This is a genomic window from Actinomadura fibrosa, from assembly GCF_900659615.1.
Taxonomy (GTDB): domain Bacteria; phylum Actinomycetota; class Actinomycetes; order Streptosporangiales; family Streptosporangiaceae; genus Spirillospora; species Spirillospora fibrosa.
In genome coordinates this window covers 49,237-59,963 of the sequence record NZ_CAACUY010000039.1, presented here as the reverse complement: position 1 = coordinate 59,963, position 10,727 = coordinate 49,237, and the positions used below count along the sequence as shown (strand labels likewise).

The 10,727-nt window shown below is 74.1% G+C and carries 10 protein-coding genes; 7 read left to right on the top strand and 3 right to left on the bottom strand.

Annotated elements, in window-relative coordinates; genetic code table 11:
- A partial coding sequence (locus E1300_RS16495) for an acetyl-CoA carboxylase biotin carboxylase subunit (RefSeq protein ID WP_131757887.1) occupies positions 1-1,619 on the bottom strand: 1,619 nt, incomplete at its 3' end.
- A gap of 103 nt (positions 1,620-1,722) precedes the next feature.
- Positions 1,723-3,336, bottom strand: a complete 1,614-nt coding sequence (locus E1300_RS16490; RefSeq protein ID WP_131757881.1) for a carboxyl transferase domain-containing protein — start codon at positions 3,334-3,336, stop codon at positions 1,723-1,725.
- Positions 3,337-3,413: 77 nt separating this feature from the next.
- Between E1300_RS16490 and E1300_RS16485 the strand changes: the two genes are divergently transcribed.
- The 7 genes from E1300_RS16485 (at position 3,414) to E1300_RS16455 (ending at position 10,355) form a co-directional block, all read left to right on the top strand.
- A complete protein-coding gene (locus E1300_RS16485) occupies positions 3,414-4,091 on the top strand; it encodes an SACE_7040 family transcriptional regulator (RefSeq protein ID WP_131757880.1) in 678 nt (225 codons plus the stop codon).
- Between the two features lie 152 nt (positions 4,092-4,243).
- On the top strand, positions 4,244-5,791 hold the full coding sequence (locus tag E1300_RS16480) for an AMP-binding protein (RefSeq protein WP_131757879.1): 1,548 nt from the start codon (positions 4,244-4,246) through the stop codon (positions 5,789-5,791).
- Positions 5,792-5,878: 87 nt separating this feature from the next.
- On the top strand, positions 5,879-6,262 hold the full coding sequence (locus E1300_RS16475) for a hypothetical protein (RefSeq protein WP_131757878.1): 384 nt from the start codon (positions 5,879-5,881) through the stop codon (positions 6,260-6,262).
- A gap of 100 nt (positions 6,263-6,362) precedes the next feature.
- Positions 6,363-8,123 carry a hypothetical protein gene (locus tag E1300_RS16470; protein WP_242619185.1) on the top strand — a complete coding sequence of 587 codons (1,761 nt, stop codon included), beginning with the start codon at positions 6,363-6,365 and terminating at the stop codon, positions 8,121-8,123.
- Positions 8,124-8,231: 108 nt separating this feature from the next.
- Positions 8,232-9,023, top strand: a complete 792-nt coding sequence (locus E1300_RS16465; RefSeq protein ID WP_306440660.1) for a 3-keto-5-aminohexanoate cleavage protein — start codon at positions 8,232-8,234, stop codon at positions 9,021-9,023.
- A 69-nt stretch (positions 9,024-9,092) separates the two neighbouring features.
- On the top strand, positions 9,093-9,875 hold the full coding sequence (locus E1300_RS16460) for a neutral zinc metallopeptidase (protein ID WP_131757876.1): 783 nt from the start codon (positions 9,093-9,095) through the stop codon (positions 9,873-9,875).
- Between the two features lie 102 nt (positions 9,876-9,977).
- Positions 9,978-10,355, top strand: a complete 378-nt coding sequence (locus E1300_RS16455; RefSeq protein WP_165502868.1) for an STAS domain-containing protein — start codon at positions 9,978-9,980, stop codon at positions 10,353-10,355.
- Positions 10,356-10,417: 62 nt separating this feature from the next.
- Here E1300_RS16455 and E1300_RS16450 read toward each other — a convergent pair whose 3' ends face one another.
- The gene (locus E1300_RS16450; protein ID WP_131757874.1) at positions 10,418-10,708 is read right to left on the bottom strand and encodes an MTH1187 family thiamine-binding protein; all 291 of its coding nucleotides are present in this window, start codon (positions 10,706-10,708) and stop codon (positions 10,418-10,420) included.
- Between the last annotated feature and the right edge of the window lie 19 nt (positions 10,709-10,727).

Here is a 10,727-nt window from a genome sequence, read left to right as displayed (position 1 = left end):
GTCCGGCCGCCGTAGGCGAGCACCAGGCCCCGCGGCCCCGGGGTCAGGGACGCGGCGACGGGCGGGCCGTCGCCGACCGCGACGCGCGCGGACGCGGCGCGGCCCTGGACGCGGACCTCGACCGGATCGCCGCCGACCGGCGTGATGATCCACGGCGTCCAGGCGTGCGCGCCGGGACGCCAGCCGTCCGGGATGTCCCAGGGATCGGGCGCCGCCTTCTCCAGGGCGAGCATGCGCTCCAGCGCGGCGGCGGCGAGGACCTCGGGCGGGACGCCGGCCCCGGCGGTCAGACCGTCCAGCGACCGCTCGACCAGGCCCGTGTCGAGGTCGCCGGACACGACGTCGGGATGCCGCAGCAGCGCCCGCAGGAACGCGACGTTCGTCGGGACGCCGAGCAGCGTGTACGAGGCGAGCGCCCGGTCGAGGCGGTGCAGCGCCTCCGCACGGTCCGCGCCGTGGACGATCACCTTGGCGAGCATCGGGTCGTAGGAGCCGCCGACCTCGGTGGCGGTGTCGAGCCCCGAGTCGACCCGCACGCCGGGGACGTCCGGTTCGTTCAAGGCCAGGACGCGGCCGCCGGTGGGCAGGAACCCGCGCGCCGGGTCCTCGGCGTAGACGCGCGCCTCGATCGCGTGCCCGCCGAGCCGGACGCCGTCCTGCGCGAACGGCAGCGGCGCGCCCGCGGCCACCCTGAGCTGGAGCTCCACCAGGTCCAGGCCGGTGACCAGCTCGGTGACCGGATGCTCGACCTGGAGGCGGGTGTTCATCTCCATGAAGAAGAACTCGTCCGGGCGGTCGGCGGAGACGATGTACTCGACCGTCCCCGCGCCCACGTAGCCGACGGCCCGGGCCGCGGCGACCGCCGCGGCGCCCATCCGCTCGCGGGCCGCCGCGTCCAGCAGCGGCGACGGCGCCTCCTCGACGATCTTCTGGTGGCGGCGCTGGAGGCTGCACTCGCGCTCGCCGAGGTGGACGGCGTTGCCGTGCGCGTCGGCGAACACCTGGATCTCGATGTGCCGGGGGTTCTCGACGAACCGCTCGGCGAGCAGCGTGTCGTCGCCGAACGAGCCGCGCGCCTCGCGGCGGGCCGACGCGATCGCCTCCGGCAGCTCCGCCGCGTCCCGGACCAGGCGCATGCCCTTGCCGCCGCCGCCCGCGGACGGCTTCAGCAGCACCGGCAGCCCGATCTCCAGCGCGGCGGCCTTCAGCTCGGCGTCCGACAGGCCCGGCTCGTCCCGTCCGGGGACGACCGGGACCCCTGCCGCCGCCACGGTCCGCTTCGCGCGGATCTTGTCGCCCATCGCCTCGATCGCCGCGGCGGGCGGGCCGATGAACACGAGCCCCGCCTCCTCGCACGCGCGCGCGAACGCCGCGTTCTCCGCGAGGAACCCGTAGCCGGGGTGCACGGCCCGCGCGCCCGCCGCACGCCCCGCCTCGACCACCGCCCCGATGTCGAGGTAGGACGGGACCAGCAGCGCCTCGTCCGCCTCGCGGACGTGCCGGGCGCCCGCGTCCGCCGCGGTGTGCACCGCCACCGACCGGACGCCGAGGCGCCGCAGCGTGCGGAACACGCGAACGGCGATCTCCCCGCGGTTGGCGACCAGCACGCCGTCGAACATGGGTCCCTCGTTCCGGGCGGACGCGGTGCTCTGCGAGGTGGCGGACACGGTTCCCTCCGGGCTGGCTGACACGGTTCCCTCCGCGCTGGACGTCACGGTTCCCTCACATCCGGAAGACGCCGTAGCCGACCGGCTCCAGCGGCGCGTTGGCGGCGGCGGACAGCCCGAGCCCGAGGACGCGGCGGGTGTCGAGCGGATCGATCACACCGTCGTCCCACAGCCGGGCCGTGGAGTAGTACGGGTTGCCCTGCGCCTCGTACTGCTCGCGGATCGGGGCCTTGAACTCCTCCTCGGCGTCCGCGGGCCACTCCTCGCCGCGGGCCTCCATCTGGTCGCGGCGGACCGTCGCGAGCACGCTCGCCGCCTGCTCGCCGCCCATGACCGAGATGCGCGCGTTCGGCCACATCCACAGGAACCGCGGCGCGTACGCCCGCCCGCACATCGCGTAGTTGCCCGCGCCGAACGAGCCGCCGATCACGACCGTGAACTTCGGGACGCGCGCGCACGACACCGCCGTGACCATCTTCGCGCCGTGCTTGGCGATGCCGGACGCCTCGTACTCGCGCCCGACCATGAAGCCGGTGATGTTCTGCAGGAACACGAGCGGGACGCTGCGCCGGTCGCACAGCTCGATGAAGTGCGCGCCCTTCTGCGCCGACTCGCCGAACAGGATGCCGTTGTTGGCGACGATCCCCACCGGGTGCCCGTGGATGCGGGCGAACCCGGTGACGAGCGTGGCGCCGTACTCCTTCTTGAACTCCTGGAAGCGGCTGCCGTCCACGATCCGGGCGATGACCTCGCGGACGTCGTACGGGGTGCGCGGGTCGGGCGGGACGATCCCGTACAGCTCCGCCGGATCGGCCGCCGGCTCCTCGGACGGCACGACGTCCCACGGCCGCGGCTCGCGCGGGCCGAGCGTCCCGACGATGTCGCGGACGATCCGCAGCGCGTCCGCGTCGTCCTCGGCGAGATGGTCGGTCACCCCGGACGTGCGCGAGTGCAGCTCGCCGCCGCCGAGCTCCTCGGCCGTCACGACCTCGCCGGTCGCCGCCTTCACCAGCGGCGGGCCGCCGAGGAAGATCGTCCCCTGGCCGCGGACGATCACCGCCTCGTCGCTCATCGCCGGGACGTACGCGCCGCCCGCCGTGCACGAGCCCAGCACCGCCGCGATCTGCGGGATGCCGCGCGCCGACATCGTCGCCTGGTTGTAGAAGATCCGGCCGAAGTGCTCGCGGTCGGGGAAGACCTCGTCCTGCCTCGGCAGGAACGCGCCACCGGAGTCGACGAGGTACACGCAGGGCAGGCGGTTGTGCAGCGCCACCTCCTGCGCGCGCAGATGCTTCTTCACCGTGACCGGGTAGTACGTGCCGCCCTTCACGGTGGCGTCGTTCGCCACCACCACGCACTCGCGGCCGGCGACCCGCCCGACCCCGGTGATGATCCCGGCGCCGGGCGCCTCGCCGCCGTACATGCCGTCCGCGGCGAGCGGCGACAGCTCCAGGAAGGGCGAGCCGGGGTCGAGCAGCGTGTCGACCCGGTCGCGGGGGAGGAGCTTGCCGCGCGCCACGTGCCGCTCGCGGGCCCGCTCGGGACCGCCCCGCCCGGCCCGGTCGACGCGGTCGCGCAGCTCCGCGACCAGGGCCTCGTTGCGCGCGGCCGCGGCCTTGAACGCCTCGCCCGCGGTGTCGGCGCGCGAGACGAGCTCGGGTCCGGACATGGTCCCCTTCCCTGTTAACGCTCATTAACAAAACCGATGTTAAGGGTCATTAACAACGCTAGTCTAGACTGGCCCGCATGACCTCGCATCCCGCCTCGCCGCCGGTGGCGGCGAACCCCAGGCGGGCGGAGATCCTCGCCGCCGCGGCCGAGCTGTTCGCCCGCCGCGGCTACCACGGGGTGTCCATCGGCGACCTCGGACGGGCCGTCGGCCTCACCGGCCCCGCCCTCTACCGCCACTTCAGCGGCAAGGAGGCCGTCCTCGCCGAGATGCTGCTCGACATCAGCGAGCGGCTCCGCGCCGAGGGCGCCCGCCGCGCCGCCGCGCCCGACCCCGGCGAGGCCCTCGACGCGCTCCTGCGCTGGCACGTCGCGTTCGCGCTCGACAACCCCGCGCTGATCACCGTGCACGAGCGGGAACTGGACAACGTGCCCGAGCCGGAGCGCCACCGCATCCGCCGCCTCCAGCGCGCCTACGTCGAGGAGTGGGTCGCGGTCCTGCGGCGCCTGCACCCTCGGACTCCCGACGGTCGCGGCCGGGCCGCCGTCCACGCCTGCTTCGGCCTGCTGAACTCCACCCCGCACAGCGCCGCGGGCCTCGACCGCGCCGCGATGGGCGACCTCCTCCACGCGATGGCCCGCGCCGCCTTGGAGAGCGCCGCGCTGGAGAGCTCCTCCCTGGAGAGTCCCGCTCCGGACGGCCCGCGGCGAGATGATCTTCGTTGCGGCCAGGACCTTCCCAGTCAGGAAAATTGACCGGCCGGCGTCGGCCCTGATCCTGCCATAACGCCGTCCGGGCTGCTCGCGACGGACGTTCGAGGCGGCCGAAACCTTGACTGTGCGCCCCGATCCCGATGCTATTGACGCAGAGACAACTGGCTGGTCCACCCGCAGCAGAGGAGAGCCGTATGGGCGTCGAGGGCGTCGGCTTCTACGAGATCGCACGGAACAGTCCGGACCGTCCCGCCATCCTGGCCCCCGGCGTCCCCATGACCTACGGCGAACTGCACGCGGAGGTCAACCGCCTCTCCAACGCGCTGGACGGGCTCGGCCTGCGCCCCGGCGACGCCCTCGCCACCGTCCTCGGCAACCGCCCCGAGTTCCTGACCGTGCTGCTGGCCGCGATGCAGTCGGGCCTCTACATCGTCCCCGTGAGCCGCCACCTCACCGCGCCGGAGATCGGCTACATCCTCGCCGACGGCGGCGCCAAGGCCGTCATCACCGAGAGCGCGTTCGCGCCGGCGGTCGCGTCCGCGGCGGCCGAGGCGGGCGTCCCCGCGGAGGGGCGGGTCAGCGTCGACCCCGCCGACGGCTTCCGCTCCATGGCCGCGCTGTGCGCCACGGGCAGCGCCGCGCCGCCGGACAAGCGCCAGATGGGCTCGGTCATGCTCTACACGTCCGGGACGACCGGGCGGCCCAAGGGCGTCCGGCGGCCGCTGTTCGACGTGCCCCCGGAGTTCGTCTTCGACCTCCTCCGGCAGACCCTCGCCCGCCACCTCGGGCTCGAACCCGGCGACGAGGTCCACCTCGCGATCGGGCCGCTGTACCACTCGGCGCCCTGCGTCCACGCCATGCTCGCGCTCTCGCTCGGCCACGCCGTCGTCGTCGCGCCGCGCTTCCAGCCCGAGCACACCCTCGAACTGATCCAGCGGCACCGCGTCACCAACGCGTTCATGGTCCCGACGATGTTCCACCGCATGCTCGGGCTGCCCGAGGAGGTCCGCGGCCGCTACGACCTGTCGTCGCTGCGGCAGGTCTACCACAGCGCCGCGCCCGTCCCCGTCGAGACCAAGCAGCGGATGATGGACTGGTGGGGCCCCGTCCTCTACGAGTACTACGGCTCCACCGAGAGCGGCCCCGTCGTGGTCGCGACCCCGGAGGAGTGGCTCGCCCACCCGGGCACGGTCGGCCGCCCCGTCGACGGCGTCCAGATCAAGATTCTCGACCCGGAGGGCAACGAGCTGCCGACCGGCGAGACCGGCCTCATCTACGCGAGCGGGCAGCCCGGCTTCGAGTACCACGGCGACCCGGACAAGACCGCCGCCGCCATGCGCGGCGACCTCTACACCCCCGGCGACCTCGGCCACCTCGACGAGGACGGCTGGCTCTACATGAGCGACCGCCGCACCGACCTCATCATCTCCGGCGGCGTCAACATCTACCCCGCCGAGATCGAGGCCGTCCTGCTCCAGCACCCGGCGGTCGCCGACGTCGCCGTCATCGGCGTCCCCGACGAGGACTGGGGGCAGAGCGTCGTCGCCCTCGTCGAGCCCGCCGCGGACGCCGTCCCCGGCGACGCCCTCGCCGCCGAGCTCCTCGCGCACTGCGAGCCGCGGCTCGCGAAGCTCAAGCACCCGCGGCGGCTGGAGTTCCGCGAGACGCTGCCGCGCACCCCGTCCGGCAAGCTCAGCAGGAGCCGCGTGCGGGAGTCCTACCTGCGGGAACAGCCCGGCTAAGCGGCACTGTCGCGGGGGTGGGGGCGGGCGCGGAAACTCGTCGCCCGAACGTCGAACGCCGCGGTGCGCGGATGCGTACAACGGCACATGGAAGACCAGAAGGTCGCCCCGTTCGACACCGTCACCCCGACCCCCGCCGACCCGACGATGACCGACCTTCCCACCGTCCCCGACCCTGCGGCGTACCCCCCGGCCGCCGCGGACCCCGCCGCGTACCTCCCGGCCTCCGCCGGCCCCGCGTCGTACGGCGACGACGCGGCGTACGCGGACCACGCCGCCCACGCGGCCCGCGCCGAGCCCCCGGCGGGCGGCGAGGGCCCGACGGCGCCCCAGCCCGTCGTCCCGCTCGACCACCGCTTCGACCACCGCGCCGGTATCGCCCGCCCGGGCGACCCGGTCGCGGTCTGGCCGTGCGCCGGCTGCGGACGGCCCGTGCCGCAGCCGGTGCGCGGCGCCCGCACCGTCCGGTGACGGCTGCGACCCGATCGACCCGGCCGCCTGCCTGCTGCCCTTCCCGAGCAACTGGTACACGGTCCCCGACGCCGCCACCCCCACCGGCCGCCGCGTCAGCATGCGGACGACGCTGCGCAACGCCCTCGGCACCCCCGTCTCCCCCGCCGAGTGGAACCGCGCGGACGGGTTCTCCCCTGGATCGGCGCTGCTCAGCCGCGTCCCCGGGATCGACCTCGGCCGCACCGGCGCGACGCCCGTCACCGACATCGGCGCCTCGCTCCGCGCCGACGCCCCCATCGTCATCGTCGACACCGCGACGGGCGAGCGCTGGCCGTACTGGGCGGAACTGGACGCGAACGCGCCCGACGACCGCAAGGCGCTGATCGTCCGGCCCGCCCGCAACTTCCGCGAGGGCCACCACTACGCGGTCGCCCTCCGGAACCTGCGCGACGCGTCCGGCGCGGCGATCCCGCCGAACCCGGCCTTCGCCAAGATCCTCGGGCCAGCGCTGCCGTCCACCGACCCCCTCGCCGAGCGGCAGCGCGCCGAGAGCGCGGTGCTCGCCGACCTCGCCGCGCACGGGGTCCCGCGCGACGGGCTCTACCTGGCCTGGGACTTCACCGTCGCGAGCCGCCAGAGCCTCACCGGCCCCATGCTGCGCATGCGCGACGACGCCCTGAAGGACCTCGGCGACCGCTCCCCCTCGTTCCTCGTGACGCAGGTGACCGACGGCGTCGACGACCGCATCGCCCGCGAGGTCAAGGGCGTCGTGTGGGCGCCGAGCTACCTCGACCAGCCGGGCGGCCTCCCCGGCTCCGCCCTCCACCGCGGCGCGGACGGCCTCCCGTCCCGGCTGCCGGGCAACAGCCAGGCCGTCCCGTTCCAGTGCGAGATCCCGGTCTCGGCCCTCACCACGCCCGCCCGTCCCGCGCTGTACGGGCACGGCCTCCTCGGCAACGAGGGCGAGGTCGACGCCGGGAACGTCAAAGCCATGGCCGCCGAGCACGGCTTCGTGTTCTGCGCCACCAAGTGGATCGGCATGGCGGACGAGGACATCCCCAACGCCGTCTCCGCCCTCGTCGACATCACCCGCTTCAGCACGGTCGCGGACCGGCTCCAGCAGGGCCTGCTGAACTTCACCTTCCTCGGCCGCGCCATGACCCGCGGCTTCGCCCGCGACAAGGCGTTCCAGGACGCCTCCGGACGCCCCCTCATCGACACCGGCGCGCCGCTCACCTACGACGGCAACAGCCAGGGCGGCATCATGGGCGGCGCCCTCACCGCCGTCTCCCCCGACGTCCGCCGCGCCGTCCTCGGCGTCCCGGCGATGAACTACAGCACCCTGCTCAACCGCAGCTCCGACTTCTCGACCTACGCCAAGGTCCTGGACGTGTTCTACCCCGACAAGCTCGACCAGCAGATCGGCCTGTCCCTCATCCAGATGCTCTGGGACCGCGGCGAGGCGAACGGCTACGCCTGGCACATGACCGGCGACCCGCTCCCCGGCACCCCGTCCCACCAGGTGCTGATGCACGTCGCGTTCGGCGACCACCAGGTCGCGCCCGTCGCCGCCGAGGTCGAGGCCCGCACGATCGGCGCCCGGATCCACGCGCCCACCGTCACCCCGGGCCGCAGCCCGGACAAGGTCCCGTACTGGGGCATCCCGACCTTCGGCGCGTCCACCGACGGCTCAGCGATGGTCGTCTGGGACAGCGGCTCCCCCGCACCGCCCCTGACCAACACTCCGCCCACCGAAGGCCGCGACCCCCACTCCGACCCCCGCAACAACGCGAACGCCCGCAGACAAAAGGCGACGTTCCTGAAGACAGGCGAGACCGTGGACGTCTGCAACAGCGCCCCCTGCGTCATCACCCCCTGACCCACCTCAGGGACTACACCAGCGACACAGCGCTGCGATCGCGTGCGAAGCCAGTGCCGAGCTTGCGAGGCACTGATCGCGCAGTGAGCCGCCAGGCGAGCCGGAGCGATGCAGCGATCGCCGCAACGTCCGTTGAAGGAGGCGCGCCAGCGCCGACGCCGAGGGCGTTGCTATAAATACTCCATGCAGGTATGTCCTAATGGTTCTCGGCGGCGTCATGACCATCCTGCCGTGCCCGTGACGCCCGATGAGGTGGCCGCCGCCGTGCGGGCCGCCGTCGCGGCCGGCGCCGGGGACGTCCACCTGCATCCGAAGGACGAGGACGGCGCCGACACGCTCGATCCCGTCCACGTCGCCGCCGTGGTCACCGCCGTCCGGGAGGCGGTGCCGGGGATACCGGTCGGCGTCACCACCGGCGCCTGGGCCGCGCCCGATCCGGCCGAGCGGGCCGCGCTGGTCCGGGCCTGGACCGTGCTGCCCGACCACGCGTCCGTCAACTGGCACGAGGACGGGGCCGAGCGGGTCGCCGAGGCGCTCCTCGAACGCGGCGTCGGCATCGAGGCGGGCATCTTCTCCGGTACCGAGGCCGCGGAGCGGTTCCTGCGCTGGCCGCACGCCGGACGTGTCCTGCGCGTCCTCGCCGAGGTCACCGAGACCGACCCGGCCGCGGCGCCGCAGACGGCGAAGGTCCTGCTGCACGCTCTCGGCACCGGCCACGGGCGGCCCGTCCTGCTGCACGGCGAGGAGGGCGGCACCTGGCCGGTCCTGCGCCTCGCGGCCCGGCTCGGCCTCGACACACGCATCGGGCTGGAGGACGTCCTGGTCCTGCCCGACGGCGCGCCCGCCAAGGACAACACCGTCCTCGTCGAGACGGCCCGGGACCTCATCGCCGCGACCTGATCGGCCGCTGATCGGCCGAATCCGGGCGCCGACCCGGCCGTCGGGGCGCACCGGTGCGTATGTCCCGGTATGACCGAGACGGCTCAGCACTCCCCGAGGCGGCGCCCCGCTCGGCGCACGGCCGCCGCCCTGGTTCTCGCCGCCGCGCTCGTCCCGGCCGGGGCCTGCGACCTGAAGGCCGGTCCGCTGCCGGGCTCCACCCGTCCCGCGGCGCAGAACGCGCCCGCCGACACCGGTTCCCCGGCTCCGAGAAGCGGTTCCGGGACGTCGCGTATCCCCCCGGGCTTCGACGAGACGGGGTTCCAAGAGGACCTCAGGACCGCGGAGACGGTCACGGACGGCTTCTGGCGCAAGCACTGGACGGAGCTGTTCACCGGCTCCTACAGCTCCCCGCGCGTCCTCGGCCTCTACAACGGGCGCGACCCGTCCTCCGCGCCGCGCTGCGGGAGGGAGCGCCTCGGCCCCGACAACGCCTCGTACTGCCCCGCGGGCGACTTCGTGGCCTGGGACGCGGGCCTCATGCGGTCCGGCTACGCGCGCGGCGACGCCTGGGTGTACCTCGTCATCGCGCACGAGTGGGGGCACGCCGTCCAGAACCGGCTGCGCCGGGGCCTGGTCTCCTCGGCGGCCGAACTCCAGGCCGACTGCCTGGCCGGAGCCACGCTGTACGGATCGTCCGACGACGGCACCCTGAGGTTCGAGTCGGGCGACGAGCAGGAGATGGTCGACACGTTCCAGGTCATCGGCGACAAGACACCCTGGACCAAGCCCGGCGACCACGGCTCCGCCGTCCAGCGCCTGCGCTACTTCTCCCGCGGCGGGACCGGCGGCGTCCGGGCCTGCTTCCGCTGAGCCTCCCCAGAAACGCGGCCAACTCCGGCGAACCACATGGCAACCATGCGTATCCGTGCGATGCTTGTGCGTAACGGGCCGAGGACGCGAGGGGGCACGCCCATGAACGCCACCGTCGACATGGTCGTCGTCGACGACGACCGGCACACCACCGTGCGGCTCCGGGGCGAGCTCGACCGCGTGTCGGCGCCCCGCGTGCGGGACCGGCTGCGGGGCCTCACCGGGCGCCCGCTCGTCCTGGACGTCGGCGGCGTCTCGTTCTTCGACTCCGAGGGCATGCGCACCGTCTGCGCGTGCGCGCTGGACTGCGAGCTGCACGGCCACGCTCTCGCCATGGTGGGGCTCCGCCCGTTCGCGGCCAAGATGTTCCGCATCCTCGGCCTGCACGAGCAGATCCCGCTCTGCTCCTCCCTGGAGGAGGCGCTCTGGTGCGTCGTGCCCCGCACGGACGCCGAGATCAGCGCATGGCTCGCCGGCTGACCGCCGCCCGCCGCCCAGGACGGCCCGGGGAGCCCGGCGGCCGGAACGCGCGGCCGGGCGGCTCAGGCGAGGTACCGCTCGACCGATTCGACCTTGGCGTCGAGCGCGCCCGTCACGCCGGGACGCAGGTCGGCCTTCACCACGAGGCTGACCCGGGGCGCCCGCGCCGCGACGGCGTCGGTGGCCGCCTTCACCACCGCCATCACCTCGTCCCACTCCCCCTCGATCGTGGTGAACATCGCGTCGGTGCGGTTCGGCAGGCCGCTGGCCCGCACCACCCGCACCGCCTCCGCGACGAGTTCACCGACGTCCTCACCCGTGCCGAGCGGAGTCACCGAGAACGCGACGAGCACGACCAACCTCCACGACGTT

What these genes read in the sequence shown, in the direction of transcription:
- E1300_RS16490 (WP_131757881.1), bottom strand. Translation starts at nt 3,336, where the DNA reads ATGTCCGGACCCGAGCTCGTCTCGCGCGCCGACACCGCGGGCGAGGCG.
- E1300_RS16485 (WP_131757880.1), top strand. Translation starts at nt 3,414, where the DNA reads ATGACCTCGCATCCCGCCTCGCCGCCGGTGGCGGCGAACCCCAGGCGG.
- E1300_RS16480 (WP_131757879.1), top strand. Translation starts at nt 4,244, where the DNA reads ATGGGCGTCGAGGGCGTCGGCTTCTACGAGATCGCACGGAACAGTCCG.
- E1300_RS16475 (WP_131757878.1), top strand. Translation starts at nt 5,879, where the DNA reads ATGGAAGACCAGAAGGTCGCCCCGTTCGACACCGTCACCCCGACCCCC.
- E1300_RS16470 (WP_242619185.1), top strand. Translation starts at nt 6,363, where the DNA reads ATGCGGACGACGCTGCGCAACGCCCTCGGCACCCCCGTCTCCCCCGCC.
- E1300_RS16465 (WP_306440660.1), top strand. Translation starts at nt 8,232, where the DNA reads ATGCAGCGATCGCCGCAACGTCCGTTGAAGGAGGCGCGCCAGCGCCGA.
- E1300_RS16460 (WP_131757876.1), top strand. Translation starts at nt 9,093, where the DNA reads ATGACCGAGACGGCTCAGCACTCCCCGAGGCGGCGCCCCGCTCGGCGC.
- E1300_RS16455 (WP_165502868.1), top strand. Translation starts at nt 9,978, where the DNA reads ATGAACGCCACCGTCGACATGGTCGTCGTCGACGACGACCGGCACACC.